The sequence below is a fragment of the Vreelandella lionensis genome, assembly GCF_002087295.1.
Taxonomy (GTDB): domain Bacteria; phylum Pseudomonadota; class Gammaproteobacteria; order Pseudomonadales; family Halomonadaceae; genus Vreelandella; species Vreelandella lionensis.
Genome location: NZ_MWVI01000061.1, coordinates 50,471 through 65,058 on the forward strand (window position 1 = coordinate 50,471; position 14,588 = coordinate 65,058).

Sequence of the window (14,588 nt, forward strand, 5' to 3'; positions counted from 1 at the left end):
TTAGGAACGTGGCTCTGGCGCTGGTTTTACGGTTGACTCAATTAGCGTAGCCCCAAACGCCTGCTGCAACTTCTGAATATTGGGGTCGTGATGCAATAGATCAACAGCCTGCGCATGGCGTTCTTGCTGTAAACGCTCTTCCTGTTGCCGGGGTGTTTCCAGCGTGGCGTCAAGTTCAGCCACGCTGAACTGAACCCTTCTTGGTATGCCGATCTCTTTCAGCGCTCGCTCAATGCGCACGTTATGAACCTCGGCCTTCATGGCGGACTGGCTGGGGTCAAGCCGCAGCACCACAGTGCCACCATCATCGCTTGCTAACTGGCAATGTGCCGCCAAGTTACGCGTCAGCCCGCCTAAACCTAAGGCGTCAAAACAAGCCAGCCATGCGGCGTGGTTTAAGAGATCTCCCGAGGCCAGCGATTCAGCCGAGAGAGAGGAAGGCGCCACATTAAAGGATGGAGCGGGTTCTGGCTCTGGCTCTGGCTCTGGCTCTGGCTCTGGCAGAGCGTAGCGGCGCTTTCTACCTCTTCAAGCGACCAGGGCGGCGGCGCATCATATTGCGGCTCTAATGCCTCGGGCGCCTCACTTGGTGGAGCTGCCTGCACCGCAGGCTCAGGCGGCTCAGCCTCGGCAGCGGCGGGTGCAGGCTCAGGCTTTTTTGCGGCTGGCTCCGCTAACACAGGGGCGCTTGGCGGGGCTGCGGGGGCTGGCGTTGCATCTGCTGAAGGCGCAGGCTCAGGGCGTAGCGGCAGCGGCGTCGCAGGTGGCTTGGGAACACCCTGAGGGCGGAAAGCCAGCATCCGTAGCAGCGTCATCTCCAGAGCACTACGCAAGTCTGGGGCGTGTACCATATCGCCACGCCCCTGGATACCAATCTGGTAGTAGAGCTGGATATCTTCAGCGGTAAAACGGCTGGCCAGCTGCTGAATTTGCGCTCGGTCACCGTGGCTATTATCCACTGCATCCGGCACCATTTGCGCCACGGCCAAGCGGTGGAGTATGGCAGTTAACTCATCTAGCACGGCGGCAAAATCAGGTCCCTGCTCGGCTAGCTGGGCCACTTCTGCCAGCAACTTCTGAACATCTACCGCTGCTAGCGCTTCAACCAAGGCCAGCACATGGCGATGATCCAACGTGCCCAGCATTGCCGCTACATCAGCATGGCGCACAGCCCCTTGGCCAAAGGCAATGGCTTGATCAGTCAGGCTCATTGCATCGCGCATGGAGCCTTCAGCAGCCTTGCCTAACAGCCACAACGCGCTTTCATCATACTCAACCCCCTCTTCGCCCAGCACATAAGTTAAGTGCTCGACTACCCGCTCAGGCGGCATATGCTTGAGCGTAAACTGCAAACAGCGGGATAGTACCGTGGCGGGGAGCTTCTGCGGATCGGTGGTCGCTAACAGAAATTTTACATGGGGTGGCGGCTCTTCCAGCGTTTTAAGCAGCGCATTAAAGCTGCTGGTGGAGAGCATGTGCACCTCATCAATGAGGTATACCTTGTAGCGCCCTTGGGTAGGCGCGTACTGAACGTTATCGAGCAGTTCGCGGGTATCTTCTACTTTGGTTCGCGAAGCAGCGTCGACTTCGATCAGGTCGACAAAACGGCCTTCATCGATGGCTTGGCAACTATCGCACTGACCGCAGGGTGTCGAGGTAATTCCCTCATCCCCGCGCCCATTAGCGGTACAGTTAAGGCATTTCGCCAAAATGCGCGCCAGCGTGGTTTTGCCGACGCCACGCGTGCCAGTAAACAGGTAAGCGTGGTGTAAGCGGCCCTGATCAAGGGCATTGACCAAGGCGCGTTGAACATGGGCCTGGCCCACGAGCTCGTGGAATGTACGCGGCCGCCATTTGCGGGCCAGAACCTGATAGCTCATTGAGCAAAACTTCCTTAGGCGGGCTGACTGTCGATGCTAAACAGCCTATCGTAAACCGTAGATGCTAATTGTTGGTGCTTCATAGAGCACCATTCTAGCGGCTGCACCGCAGCCCGCCAACCGCCCGGCAGATGCCGAGCGGCATGAGGCGTTACGCTTAGGCGTTATCGCCACCTTCAGCGGCACCAGCACGTTGGGCGGCTTCTTTTACCAACTTTTCAAGCTCACCGTTTTGATGCATTTCAATCACAATATCGCAGCCGCCTACCAGCTCGCCTTCTACCCATAGCTGGGGAAAGGTCGGCCAGTTGGCAATTTTCGGCAGCTCAGCACGGATATCCGGGTTATCCAATACGTTGACGAAGGCAAAACGTTCGCCGCAGCTCATCAGCGCTTGCACTGTCTGTGCAGAGAAGCCGCACTGGGGCAGTTGGGGGGTGCCTTTCATGTAGATCAAAATCGGGTTTTCGCTGATTTGACGCTGAATATTTTCGGCAGTGGTGCTCATGATGTGCTCCTAAACAAGTGATGTGATCCAAGTCAGTTTACGCAATTCGTCAACTGGCTTTAACCCCACGACCTAGTAATGCCATGGATTGGTGATTACACCAATACCCGAGCAAACTACTCGGCCTTAACGCGTGGCAGCCATTCTACGCATGCCGCCCGCGTTGCGCATCCCCTGCCGCATCGCTAGGATGGTGTTTTTGCGCGGAGAGAAGTCCATGGCGACACGCCATTTCCTTACCCTATTGGATTTGACCCCAGATGAGCTGGCGTATTTGATCCAGCGTGCCATTAAGATCAAGACGGATCTTAAAGCTAATGGCCCGGTGTACACACCGCTACCAAACCGCACGCTGGCGATGATTTTTGAAAAATCGTCCACCCGAACCCGCGTCTCTTTTGAAACAGGCATGGCGCAATTTGGTGGCCATGCGCTCTTCCTCTCTCCTCGTGATACCCAGCTTGGCCGCGGTGAGCCAATCGAAGACACCGCACGCGTGCTCTCTGAGATGGTGGATGCAGTCATGATTCGCACCTTCTCCCACCAAGGCCTGGAAACCTATGCCAGCGCCAGCAGCGTGCCGGTGATTAATGCCCTAAGCGACGACTACCACCCCTGCCAACTGCTGGCAGATGTGATACCTGGACAGAGCTGCGCGGCAGCGTCAAAGGTCGCACCGCGGTGTGGATTGGCGATGGCAATAATATGTGCCACTCCTGGATCAACGCCGCCCGCCAGTTCGGCTTTCATCTGCGGGTCTGCTGCCCGGAAGGCTATGAACCACGCGAAGATATCATGGCCGCTGCGGGTGACTGCGTCACCCTGCTCCACGACCCACAAGAAGCGGCTAAAGGTGCTGACTTAATCACTACTGACGTATGGGCTTCCATGGGCCAGGAAGAGGAGCAGGCAAAACGAGAAGCCGACTTTGCAGGCTTCCAGGTAACTGAAGCCCTGCTCGACTCCGCCCAATCTGACGTGCTGTTTTTACACTGCTTGCCTGCTCATCGAGGCGAAGAGATCAGCCTCACGCTGCTGGACGACCCAAGGGCAGTAGTATGGCAGGAAGCCGGCAACCGCCTACACGCTCAAAAAGCATTGATCGAGTTTTTGTTGCTAGGCAAAGTCGACGCATAACCTCTATCGCCTAACCTCTATCCCGCCCTGTATGCTTTGCAGGGCGGGCTTGTGCACAATGCCCTCGAAAGCAAACGCCACTACACCGGGTACAAAGCAAGCATAAAAAAACGCCACGTTATAAATAACGTAGCGTTTAGAAATATTGGTGGAGCCTAGCGGGATCGAACCGCTGACCTCAACACTGCCAGTGTTGCGCTCTCCCAGCTGAGCTAAGGCCCCACATGCTGCCAGTTTCGTGCAGCGGGGCGAATACTAATTCACAGCACTGTAAGAGTCAAGCATTAAAGCAAACCAGAATCATCTAATTCTCCTTTGCTGAGAGCTGTGGCACTCTATAGGTTCGCAGCGTGCGTATCGCTTGAGTCCACGATGATTACCTGCAGGAGCCAGACCTTTGATCAACGTTTTAATTGCCGATGATCACCACCTGGTGAGAACCAGCATCGCCCACCTGCTAAACGAAGAGTCCGATATTAAAATTGTGGGCGAAGTGGATGATGGAGAGAGCGCCGTCGCCCAGTGCCGACAACTAAAGCCTGACATTGTCCTCATGGATCTTCGTATGCCGGGTATCGGCGGGCTAGAAGCCACACGGCGTATTCAACGCACCCTGGCTTACATTAAGGTTATCATTCTTACCGCCCACTTAGAGGACAGCGTCCTGAGGCGCATGCTTGAAGCCGGGGCATCGGGCTTTTTAAGCAAAGGGGCTGATGCGGTGGAAATGACCGATGCCATTCGCCAAGTCTTCCGCAACGGGCGCTATATAAGCCAAGAAATTGCACAGCGGCTAGCACTCGCCCACTTCACTGACGAAGATAGCCCATTTAACCAGCTTTCTGATCGCGAGCTACAAATTGCTTTGATGATCGTCAACTGTCAGCGAGTACAAGATATTTCTGACCGTCTACACCTTAGCCCTAAAACCGTTAACACTTACCGTTATCGCTTGTTTGATAAGCTACATGTCACCAGTGATGTCGAGTTGACCCATCTCGCCTTACGCCACGGTCTAGTCGAAGGTTTTGACGCCACTATGGGATAGACCTACCATCGCAGCTTCTGCCATTTAAGAGCTCCAATGCCCAGCTATGACTTTTGATGCCAAGCAGTTTTTAAGCTCTGTCAGCACTTCACACGGTGTTTACCGCATGCTGGATGAGGAGCAAAACACGCTCTATGTCGGCAAAGCGAAGCGTTTGAAAGCACGACTGGCAAGCTATTTCCGCGGCCAGCTCAATACCAAAACCCAGGCGATGGTGGCACGCATTGCCGATATTCAAATTACGGTCACCCGTAGCGAAACCGAAGCACTGCTGCTTGAACAAACATTAATCAAGGAGCTTCGCCCGCCCTACAACATCCGGCTACGGGATGATAAATCCTACCCGTTTGTGTTTGTCACTGACCGCCACCCCTACCCCGCGTTGGAATATAAGCGAGCACGCCAGCGTCGCGACGATGGCCGCTACCTGGGCCCCTACCCCAGCAGCGGGGCCGTAAAAGAGAGCCTGACGCTGATGCAGAAAATTTTTCGCATCCGTAACTGCGAAGACAGTGTTTTTGACCACCGCTCTCGGCCCTTGCTTGCAGTATCAAATTCAGCGCTGCAGCGCCCCTTGTGTTGATTACATCTCAGAAGAGGAGTATCGCCGGGATGTGGAACATGCGGTGATGTGCCTAGAAGGCAAAAGCGAGCACGTGACCCAGCTATTAACCCAAGAAATGGAAGTAGCCAGCCAAGCGCTCAACTTTGAAGAGGCCGCACGCCTGCGTGACCAAATCCAGCAGCTACGCCAGCTGCAGCAGCGCCAGTTTGTGGATAACGAGAGCGGCGACGCAGACGTTTTCGCCTTAGCCCAACGCCCTGGCGCACTCGGCATCTCCATATTGAGCGTGCGTGATGGTCGTCTACTGGGTGCTCGGCACCATACGCCAAAGAATGATCTAGACCTGCCGCCAGAAATGCTGCTGACCGAAGTGGTTAGTCAATACTATTTTGGCCAGCCGCATAACGTACCCGGAGAAGTAATTACTAGCCTCCCGCTGGAAGATAGCACTCTGATTGCCGATGCCCTCTCTCAGCAAGCAGGCAAAAAAGTCAGAGTAGCAAGCCAAGTGCGCGGGCATCGCGCCCAATGGCAGCACCTCGCCATGACCAACGCCGAGCAGCAGCTTGCATCACAGCTGGTCAATAAAACCCAGCTCACTCAGCGGTTTGAGGCACTGCAAAAAGCGCTGGGACTGGAAAAACTGCCAGAGCGGCTTGAGTGTTTCGATATCAGCCACAGCCAGGGCGAAGCCACCGTGGCGTCTTGCGTGGTGTTTGACCATCAAGGCCCGCGTAAAAGTGACTATCGCCACTTCCGCATTGAAGGCATCGCAGCAGGGGATGATTACGCCGCCATGCAACAAGCGCTGACGCGGCGCCTGAAGCGGGTAAAAAGCGGAGAAGCAGTGGCCCCCGATATTCTGATTGTGGATGGCGGCAAAGGGCAGCTCAATATGGCACGCGGGGTACGAAACGACCTTTCGGTCACCAACATCATTCTACTAGGCGTTGCCAAAGGAACCACTCGCAAGGCCGGGCTGGAAACTCTCTTCTTAGAGACCAGCGATAACCCGCTGCCTTTAGATCCGGCTTCTCCGGCACTGCATTTAATCCAGCATATCCGCGATGAGTCCCACCGCTTTGCGATTGCAGGCCACCGGGCAGCGCGAGACAAAGCGCGACGCACGTCTACTTTGCAGGATATTCCTGGCATAGGCCCTAAACGGCGGCGTGAACTTCTGCGCTTTTTTGGTGGCCTACAGGGCGTACAAAAGGCCAGCCGTGATGAACTAGCCAGGGTGCCCGGAATTAATGCAGCCCTCGCAGAGAGCATTTATACGGCACTGAATGGATAAACTTGTTCTTAACATGGATGCAATGCGCTAAGGGGGATAGAATAACCCGCACATTACACTCCGACTTCATGATTCTCCGGCAAGGATCGCGCCCTGCGATGAATATACCCAACATACTTACACTGGCAAAAATCTTTTTTATCCCGCTACTGGTAGTACTGTTTTATCTACCTTTCAGTTGCAGCATGCCGATTGCCGCTGGTTTATTTGCCCTAGCATCGGTCACCGACTGGCTCGATGGCTACCTGGCCCGCCGCTGGAATCAGTCGACACCCTTCGGTGCCTTTTTAGACCCTTTGGCAGACAAACTTATGGTCGCCGTGGCGCTTGCACTGTTAATTGAGCGTTTCGACACGCTGATCCTGACGCTGCCCGCACTGGTGATTATCGGTCGTGAGATCGTTATTTCAGCCCTGCGGGAGTGGATGGCCGAAATGGGTAAACGCGGCATGGTGGCGGTCTCTTGGGTTGGCAAACTAAAAACCACGCTGCAGATGGTCGCCATTCTGGTGCTGCTGGCCTTCCCGCCAGGGCACGAAATCGCGCTACTGGGCGTGGTTGTTCTGTACGCTGCCGCTGCTCTCACGCTTTGGTCAATGGCTCAGTATCTAAAAGCTGCTTGGCCGCACCTTAGTCGCTCAATGTAGGCAGCATAAATGTCAGCAGCACAGTAGCTCTTTGAACCCGTTGATAAATTGATTGTTTGACAAGCGCGCAGCGATGCGTATAATTCGCCCTCGAGTCGATCGGGAATAGCTCAGTGGTAGAGCATCGCTGGTTAACGCCAATGACTTGTTAGGCTGGATGGCAGAGTGGTTATGCAGCGGACTGCAACTCCGTGTACGCCGGTTCGATTCCGACTCCAGCCTCCATTGTCAGTGTAGCGATTGCTGCTAAAGCGCCGATACACTGCCCGGATGGCGAAATTGGTAGACGCAAGAGACTTAAAATCTCTCGGAGGCAACTCCGTGCCGGTTCAAGTCCGGCTCCGGGCACCATGAATTGTTAGTAAGAACATGACGCTGCGAGATCTTCTGATCTACGCGGCTTTTTTGTGTTTAACGCCCACCCGATCAGTTACCTTTCGCATTTTTGCCCACACCATCGCTAAGCGCCAGTGGTCACGCTATGATGCCATCCTCCCTGTGAAAGCGTGTTGCGCGCGCAGTTTTTGATAGCAAAAAGAAGGAGCGGGCCCCTATGAGCACGCCAACAACCGACCTACTTATTATCGGCGGCGGCGTCGCCGGCCTCACCCTAGCGCTAGAAGTTGCTGACCACTTGTTAGTCACGCTGGTACGTCCGGCAATGGATGATCAAGGGGCCAGCCGCTGGGCACAGGGCGGCATTGCGGCAGTGCTCTCTCCGGATGACAATCTCGACGACCATGTACGCGATACTCTCATCGCTGGTGATGGACTATGCGATGAAGACGCCGTTCGTTTTACCGTCACCCATGGTCCTGAGGCGATTCAATGGCTCATTGACAACGGTGTTCCGTTTACGCCCGACCCGGACCCAAGCGCCCGCTACCCCTACCACCTGACCCGAGAAGGCGGGCACAACGCGCGGCGCATTATTCATGCCGATGACGCCACCGGTCGTGCGGTAGTTGAAACCTTGGTCAATAAAGTCTCTGCCCGCCCTGGCATTACTCAGCGCAGCGACCTGACGATTCTCACCCTGCTGAGCAACGCTGAGGGCCACTGCATTGGCGCCCAAGGTGTCGATAGCGAGCAACGCCTACAAGCGTTTTATGCCCATCACACCATTCTCGCTACCGGCGGCGCAAGCGGGTTATACCGGCACACCACCACCCCAGCACCCAGCAGCGGCGAAGGTATGATGATGGCGGCTGAGCTGGGAGCAACTCTTGCCAATCTTGAGTTTCAGCAGTTTCACCCTACCTGCCTATTCGACCCGGATGGCCCAGCCTTTCTGATTAGCGAGGCGGTGCGCGGTGAAGGCGGCCACCTGCTTAACGAAGCTGGCCATCGTTTTATGCCCGACCTCGATCCACGTGCCGAGCTAGCGCCTAGAGATGTGGTGGCAAGAGCCATTGATGCACAGATTCAGCAAGGCACGCTGGGGCACGTCTGGCTAGATATACGCCATTTAGGGGAAGCCTCTATACGCCATCACTTCCCTACAATTTTGGCTCATTGCGCCTCGCGGGGAATGGATATTACGCGCCAACCGATCCCCGTTGTGCCCGCCGCCCATTATAGCTGTGGCGGCGTCGCTACCGACCACGCTGGCGCTACCAACGTTGCCAACCTTTATGCCATTGGCGAAACGGCCTATACCGGCCTCCACGGCGCAAACCGTATGGCTAGCAATTCGCTGCTTGAGTGTTTGGTTTATGCGCGTAGCTGCGCCCTGCATCTGCTCTCCTTGCCCTCGCCACCCAATGAGCCGCTGAATACAGGAGGTGATCATCAAGCACCTATCATTCAGCCCAGCATTAACGTGGAACTAGAGGCACTTAGAAAGCTCCGCTTTAAGATGCGCAGCGTCATCAGTCAATACGTATCGATAGTAAGAAGCGACCAAGGCCTTGCTGCCGCCAGTGAAGCACTGGCAGAAATCAAAAAAGAATTGGAAAAGCTAGATAAAGCGATGTCGCACCCAGAAAGTATGCGACTAAGGCAAGCCATTATGCTTGCTCAACTCACTGTGCTGGCCGCCTCTCAACGCCACGAGTCTCGGGGCTTGCATTACTCTATTGACTGGCCAGAACATCAGGCCACCTCCGGCCCTTCTCAACTGACACTAGATAGTTTGCGTTTAGCAGGGCTTCCGCACTAACGCCCTGCCAAACTATCGACCAGGCCGATGGAAACATCGGCGCAGGGCGCGCTGACTGTCGCCTGGGAGACTGTCTGGCCATAACCAGAGACGCTGTGATCCCATACGAAGCCCTACTAGCCAAGGCCCTAGATAGTCACAGCTAACTCCTAATGTCGGCCCCGCCTCTCCAGTGGCTAGCAACCAGCATCCCTCTATCTGGCTGCCGTTCTTGGTGAGCTGCAGCGCCCCACATGGCTGCGCACGATAGGAGCCATACACCAACGCCATCCCAATGCTTAGCGTTAACACCCCTAACCAATGGCCTATCGCCCAACCTGCTAGTATCGCCAGCCCCAGCACTAACGCCCCGTAAAGCCCAACTGCCAGCTTAGAGCGTGCGATAAGCAGTGTTATCTGTGGTTTCAGCATGCTCAACGATCATTTGCACAAGATGGCGCAAGTCAGGGTCTTCAGGCCACTCACGATGCATCAGCCAAACGCACAAATCTTGATCCTCTTCTTCAATCAAACGCTGATACGTCAACTGCTCCTCTTCGCTCAGCGTGTCCAAGCGTTTTTCTATAAAGGGAATTAACAGCAGATCCAGCTCCCACATACCGCGCCGGGAGTGCCAGTAAAGCCGCTTACGAAGCACAGCGGCGGGGGAAGTATCGTCGCTCAACGTCAGCCTCTCCGAGTAGATGAAAATGAAAAGCCAGTATACCGAAGCTGTGGGGTCGCGCCAGGGCCAAGCTTCGCCTATGCTGTTAATCAGCTTCGTACTAACTTGCCTAGTACCTTGTTTTATCTGAATTGTTTTATGCGGTTATGCGCAGTATGCTGATTTCGAAGTTATCGAGGTCGCATGTGCATTACGGCCTTTAAACGCAGGGAGCCAACCGATGACCAAGTCTGAACTAATCGAACAAATTGCGATGCGTCAACCGGAGCTATCCGCCAAGGATGTCGAAACAGCGGTGCGTATTATCCTAGATGATATGACCGATGCTCTCGCCACTGGAGGACGAGTAGAGATCCGTGGTTTTGGCAGCTTTTCGCTTCATTATCGCGAGCCGCGCACGGGGCGTAATCCTAAAACCGGCGACCCGGTAGATTTAGACGGCAAATACGTCCCGCACTTTAAACCGGGCAAGAAGCTGCGCGAACAAGTCGATGCGAGCCGAGCTTTAGGTTACTAAAGCGAGTTAATAGCGCCATCCGACCTTCTGCGGGATGACGTCGCGCCCAGACTCAGACACAATAGCATCATCGTGAACGTCACTGACTAGGAAACTCTCATGCGTTGGATCAAAGGGCTGATTCTGGCCGTCATTTTATTGGTAGTGCTGCTGGTGGGCATTCTGTTTGCTGTGAATAACCAGCAAGCCATTGCCTTAAACCTAATTTGGGCTGAACTGCCTGCCGTATCACTCTCCGTATGGCTACTAGCCACCCTAGCGGTGGGCGTCATTGTTGGCATGCTGGCCATGCTGGGTGTTTATGTTCGCCTGAAAGCACAGCTTGCCCGCAGTGAGCGTCACAATAAACAGCAGCGCAAAGAGCTAGACCGGTTACGCACTCAGGGGTTGAAGGAACTGGCGTAAATGCATGATGCTGTGCTGCTAGGCGTACTCTTGGCAGCCATTGCCATCGGCTTTGGCCTAGGCATCCGTTACGCCTACCGCCGCCAGCAGCACTCCCCCGCCTCGCGTACTCCCGGCTTATCACGGGAATACTTCGTCGGGCTGAACTATCTGCTGAACGAGCAGCCCGACGAAGCGATTAACACCTTTATCCATGCATTGGATGTTAATAGCGACACCATTGATACTCATATTGCCCTTGGCAAGCTTTTCCGTGCCCGTGGTGAAGCAGATAAAGCCGTTAGCATTCATCAAAACCTGCTAGCCCGCCCAGCACTCTCTATCACGACTAATGAAACCATTCAGCTTGAGCTCGCCCGCGACTTTATCGCCTTGGCTGTGCACGACCGAGCCCAGCGGCTACTGCGCAGCCTGCTAGAACACTCGGTGAACGAAGCGCTCCGTCTAGAAGCGAAGCGGCTGCTGATTGATTTACTTGAGCGAGAAAAAGAGTGGCAAGACGCGCTAGACGTTGTTCAACCGCTGATTAAGCAGCAACCCGCCATGCGCCGCCCTGCATCACACTGGCTCTGTGAACTTGCCCAACAGGAAATTGATCAATCTAGCCGCGCAATAGCGCGTAAGCACCTCAAAAAAGCGCTCCAGTTGGATGAGCGCTGTATTCGCGCCACCTTAATGCTGGCTGAATTAGAGATGGATAATGGTCACTATGCAAAAGCTATCGAGCGGCTTGATCATATACCCCAGCAGGATATCGCTCACGTACCGACCATGCTACCAGCACTCCAGCGCGCTTATACCCGCAATAACAACTTACCCGGTCTGGAAAGCCACCTGTATAAACTACTAGGCCAAGCGCCGTATACCAGCGTCATTGTGACGCTAGGGGAACTCGTTCATCAAAGAGATGGAGTAGACAGCGCTATCGAGCGAACCGGCGAGTGGCTGAGTGAAGCGCCCAGCCTAGGAGGGCTTGATTACCTAGTTGATCTCTACCTGGAAAGTGAACGGCTCGCTGGTAAAGCCACACCGGATACCCGACTCCTCTTACTAAAACACCATACCGATGCCCTGCTGAAGGGACGCCCCCGCCATCGCTGCCGCCGCTGTGGGTTTAGTAGCGACAGCCTGGCTTGGCAGTGCCCCAGCTGCCGCCGCTGGGGCACTATTAAACCAATTACCGGCGTCGAGGGCGAATAGCTATTGCCCACCTGCCAGCTCGGCCTCAATAGCCGCTAATGCTGCCATAGGGTCTTCTGCTTGCGTGACCGGACGACCTACCACTAGATGCGTGCTACCCGCCTGCATTGCGTCAGCAGGCGTCATGATGCGCTGTTGATCATTCGCCGCCGCAAAGCTAGGACGAATACCGGGCGTTACTTTTAAGAATGCGCTGCCGCACTGCGCTTTGATCTGCGCCGCCTCCTGCGCCGAGCACACCACGCCGTCTAATCCGCTTTGCTGGGTCAGGGCTGCCAAGCGCATGACGTGCTCAGCAGGGCTTGCAGTAATGCCCACATCCGCCAAGTCTTCCGCCTGCATGCTAGTCAGCACCGTGACCGCAATTAAGTGCGTAGTAAGCTGATGGTCGGATAAGCGCTTTGCCGCTGCCTCCATCATTTTGCGCCCGCCAGAGGCGTGAACGTTTACCATCCAAACGCCCTGCTCTGCCGCCGCCTGAACAGCACTGGCCACGGTATTAGGAATATCGTGAAATTTAAGATCCAGGAACACATCGAAACCACGTCCATGGAGCGCTTCCAGTACGGCAGGGCCACTTCGCGTAAACAGCTCTTTACCGACTTTGAGACGGCACCGAGCAGGGTCAAGCTGGTCTGCCATGCACAGAGCTGCATCAAGCGAAGGGTAATCCAGGGCAATAATCAGTGGGGAATCGGTGGACACGCGCTTACTCCGTGTTCGTGAACGCTTAAAGGGAAATTGCGCCATTGACGCGATGGGTATTGATTAGTGTACCAGCCCCACAGAGCTTGCAGTGTAAGCGATTGGCCATTTCCCTGTAGCAAAAGGCTTACAAAAACCATCGTCGATGACTTACAGCATTCACTGTTCTAAAAAGCTAATTTCACTAAGGCGGCGAATAAAGCTTCACTCCTATCGCTGCGCTCATGGCCTTTCGTGCTGAGTACGCGACTGGCTCAATGGAAAAAAACAGAAGGATGTTAACGATGCAGACAACGTTTAAGCGTATCGCAGCCGCACTACTTATTAGCCTCAGCCTTGGCCTATCAGGAACAGCGCTGGCTCAAGCCATTGCGCCAATTAACGTCAACAGTGCCGATGAGGAACTGCTTGCTGAGCTGCCCGGTATTGGCCCAAGCCGCGCGACAGCGATTATTGAAGAGCGCGAAGCCAACGGTGCCTTTGAAAATGCCGATGATCTGACCCGCGTGAACGGCATTGGGCCAGCCACCGTTGACCGTATACGTGATCAAATCAAATTTGAAGAGTAAATTTAAAAAGCAACCCACCACATGCCACCGCACGGTTACACATCGGCGGTGGCAGTGCTGACAAGCCGCTTAAATTGTATCGCCGGGCACTCGCACTCGCCCTTCCATTAACACTCGTGCACTGCGGCTCATTACCGCCTGATCAATCTGCCAGCGCCCGTCTACCAGGCTGGCTTTCGCCCCAACCCGAAGTGACCCTGAAGGATGGCCAAACGTCACCGCTTCACGCTCAATGCCACCGGCCGCTAAATTCACCAACGTACCCTGAATCGCCGCAGCAGCACCAATCGCCACCGCCGCTGTGCCCATCATGGCGTGGTGTAGTTTGCCCATCGAGAGCGCACGCACCACCAAGTCAATATCTTCAGCATTGACGGCTTTCCCACTCGATGCCATATAGCTAGCCGCGGGGGCCACAAAGGCCACTTTGGGAGTATGCTGACGACTGGCAGCCTCCTCCACATGGTTAATCAATCCCATGCGGACAGCACCGTGGGCGCGAATCGTTTCGAACATCTCCAGCGCCTTGGCATCCCCATTAATCGCTTCTTGCAGTTCACACCCGGTGTAGCCCAGCGCCTCAGCATTGACGAACACCGTTGGAATGCCTGCCTTAATCAGCGTTGCTTTCAGCACACCAACACCCGGCACATCCAGGTCATCGACCACGTTACCGGTTGGAAAAATAGCGCCCTCGCCATCGGCAGGGTCCATAAACGCGACGGGGATTTCTGCCGCTGGAAAGGTCACGCCATCCAACTCAAAATCACCGGTTTCTTGCACCTCACCATCAATTATGGGCACTTGGGCAACAATGGTTTTCTGAATATTGACCTGCCAAATACGTACTTCTGCAATGCTGTTTTGCGGCCCCCTGGCAGGGTAAACTAAACCGTTGGCGATAGCGTAAGGCCCCACCGCCGCAGATAGATTGCCGCAGTTACCGCTCCAGTCCACGAAGGGCTTATCGATTGAGACTTGGCCGAAAAGGTAATCCACATCGTGATCGGGAGAGTCGCTCTTCGAGAGGATCACCGTTTTGCTGGTGCTTGAGGTTGCTCCGCCCATACCGTCAATCTGCTTTTCATAGGGGTCGGGGCTGCCTATCACCCGCAGCAGCAGCTTATCCCGCGCCTCACCCGGCACCTGAGCGGCGGGGGGTAGGTCGCCCAGAGTGAAAAACACCCCCTTACTGGTGCCGCCCCGCATATAGGTGGCGGGAATACTGATTTGTGCTTTATGAGCCATGACGCACCTCTTAAAAAATAGCCTGGCAACTGCCAGG

11 protein-coding genes, 3 tRNA genes and 3 pseudogenes are annotated in these 14,588 nt (G+C 55.0%); 11 read left to right on the forward strand and 6 right to left on the reverse strand.

What is annotated here, in order from left to right:
• Together dnaX and grxD are read right to left on the reverse strand one after the other, a co-directional pair.
• Nucleotides 1-1,880: pseudogene (gene dnaX, locus B4967_RS07860) on the reverse strand (DNA polymerase III subunit gamma/tau).
• A gap of 157 nt (nt 1,881-2,037) precedes the next feature.
• On the reverse strand, nt 2,038-2,388 hold the full coding sequence (gene grxD / locus B4967_RS07865; protein WP_044630132.1) for a Grx4 family monothiol glutaredoxin: 351 nt from the start codon (nt 2,386-2,388) through the stop codon (nt 2,038-2,040).
• Between the two features lie 217 nt (nt 2,389-2,605).
• On the opposite strand from grxD, the pseudogene argF reads away from it, so the two are divergent.
• A pseudogene (gene argF / locus B4967_RS07870) lies at nt 2,606-3,525 on the forward strand (ornithine carbamoyltransferase).
• A gap of 146 nt (nt 3,526-3,671) precedes the next feature.
• On the opposite strand, the gene B4967_RS07875 reads toward argF, so the two are convergent.
• Nucleotides 3,672-3,747: transfer RNA gene (locus B4967_RS07875), tRNA-Ala, on the reverse strand.
• 175 nt (nt 3,748-3,922) lie between these two features.
• Here B4967_RS07875 and uvrY point away from each other — a divergent pair.
• From uvrY to nadB, 6 genes and pseudogenes are all read left to right on the forward strand, one after another.
• On the forward strand, nt 3,923-4,573 hold the full coding sequence (uvrY, locus tag B4967_RS07880) for a UvrY/SirA/GacA family response regulator transcription factor (protein WP_083024570.1): 651 nt from the start codon (nt 3,923-3,925) through the stop codon (nt 4,571-4,573).
• A gap of 46 nt (nt 4,574-4,619) precedes the next feature.
• Nucleotides 4,620-6,435: pseudogene (gene uvrC, locus B4967_RS07885) on the forward strand (excinuclease ABC subunit UvrC).
• 98 nt (nt 6,436-6,533) lie between these two features.
• A complete protein-coding gene (gene pgsA / locus B4967_RS07890) occupies nt 6,534-7,082 on the forward strand; it encodes a CDP-diacylglycerol--glycerol-3-phosphate 3-phosphatidyltransferase (RefSeq protein WP_083024572.1) in 549 nt (182 codons plus the stop codon).
• A 151-nt stretch (nt 7,083-7,233) separates the two neighbouring features.
• A tRNA-Cys gene (locus B4967_RS07895) sits at nt 7,234-7,307 on the forward strand.
• A gap of 39 nt (nt 7,308-7,346) precedes the next feature.
• A tRNA-Leu gene (locus tag B4967_RS07900) sits at nt 7,347-7,433 on the forward strand.
• Between the two features lie 202 nt (nt 7,434-7,635).
• Nucleotides 7,636-9,243, forward strand: a complete 1,608-nt coding sequence (nadB, locus tag B4967_RS07905) for an L-aspartate oxidase (RefSeq protein WP_083024573.1) — start codon at nt 7,636-7,638, stop codon at nt 9,241-9,243.
• 370 nt (nt 9,244-9,613) lie between these two features.
• On the opposite strand, the gene B4967_RS07915 is transcribed toward nadB, so the two are convergent.
• Nucleotides 9,614-9,907, reverse strand: a complete 294-nt coding sequence (locus B4967_RS07915; protein ID WP_083024575.1) for an FAD assembly factor SdhE — start codon at nt 9,905-9,907, stop codon at nt 9,614-9,616.
• A gap of 220 nt (nt 9,908-10,127) precedes the next feature.
• On the opposite strand from B4967_RS07915, the gene B4967_RS07920 reads away from it, so the two are divergent.
• The 3 genes from B4967_RS07920 to lapB all read left to right on the forward strand — a co-directional run bounded on the left by B4967_RS07920 (nt 10,128) and on the right by lapB (nt 12,029).
• Nucleotides 10,128-10,424 (forward strand): integration host factor subunit beta, encoded by a 297-nt coding sequence (locus B4967_RS07920; protein WP_083024577.1) that lies wholly within the window; start codon nt 10,128-10,130, stop codon nt 10,422-10,424.
• Nucleotides 10,425-10,523: 99 nt separating this feature from the next.
• On the forward strand, nt 10,524-10,829 hold the full coding sequence (locus B4967_RS07925; protein ID WP_083024578.1) for a lipopolysaccharide assembly protein LapA domain-containing protein: 306 nt from the start codon (nt 10,524-10,526) through the stop codon (nt 10,827-10,829).
• The gene (lapB, locus tag B4967_RS07930) at nt 10,830-12,029 is read left to right on the forward strand and encodes a lipopolysaccharide assembly protein LapB (protein ID WP_083024580.1); all 1,200 of its coding nucleotides are present in this window, start codon (nt 10,830-10,832) and stop codon (nt 12,027-12,029) included.
• Here lapB and pyrF read toward each other — a convergent pair whose 3' ends face one another.
• Nucleotides 12,030-12,734, reverse strand: coding sequence for an orotidine-5'-phosphate decarboxylase (pyrF, locus tag B4967_RS07935; protein WP_083024582.1), 705 nt, complete (start codon nt 12,732-12,734; stop codon nt 12,030-12,032).
• A gap of 284 nt (nt 12,735-13,018) precedes the next feature.
• On the opposite strand from pyrF, the gene B4967_RS07940 reads away from it, so the two are divergent.
• On the forward strand, nt 13,019-13,303 hold the full coding sequence (locus B4967_RS07940; RefSeq protein ID WP_083024584.1) for a ComEA family DNA-binding protein: 285 nt from the start codon (nt 13,019-13,021) through the stop codon (nt 13,301-13,303).
• Nucleotides 13,304-13,372: 69 nt separating this feature from the next.
• Here B4967_RS07940 and prpF read toward each other — a convergent pair whose 3' ends face one another.
• Entirely contained in the window at nt 13,373-14,551 is a 1,179-nt protein-coding gene (gene prpF / locus B4967_RS07945; protein ID WP_083024586.1) for a 2-methylaconitate cis-trans isomerase PrpF, read from the reverse strand.
• Nucleotides 14,552-14,588: the final 37 nt, after the last annotated feature.

Bases quoted from the DNA above. Each gene is read 5' to 3' on its own strand.
- B4967_RS07925 (WP_083024578.1), top strand. From the start codon at position 10,524: ATGCGTTGGATCAAAGGGCTGATTCTGGCCGTCATTTTATTGGTAGTG.
- nadB (WP_083024573.1), top strand. From the start codon at position 7,636: ATGAGCACGCCAACAACCGACCTACTTATTATCGGCGGCGGCGTCGCC.
- prpF (WP_083024586.1), bottom strand. From the start codon at position 14,551: ATGGCTCATAAAGCACAAATCAGTATTCCCGCCACCTATATGCGGGGC.
- B4967_RS07920 (WP_083024577.1), top strand. From the start codon at position 10,128: ATGACCAAGTCTGAACTAATCGAACAAATTGCGATGCGTCAACCGGAG.
- B4967_RS07940 (WP_083024584.1), top strand. From the start codon at position 13,019: ATGCAGACAACGTTTAAGCGTATCGCAGCCGCACTACTTATTAGCCTC.
- lapB (WP_083024580.1), top strand. From the start codon at position 10,830: ATGCATGATGCTGTGCTGCTAGGCGTACTCTTGGCAGCCATTGCCATC.
- grxD (WP_044630132.1), bottom strand. From the start codon at position 2,388: ATGAGCACCACTGCCGAAAATATTCAGCGTCAAATCAGCGAAAACCCG.
- pgsA (WP_083024572.1), top strand. From the start codon at position 6,534: ATGAATATACCCAACATACTTACACTGGCAAAAATCTTTTTTATCCCG.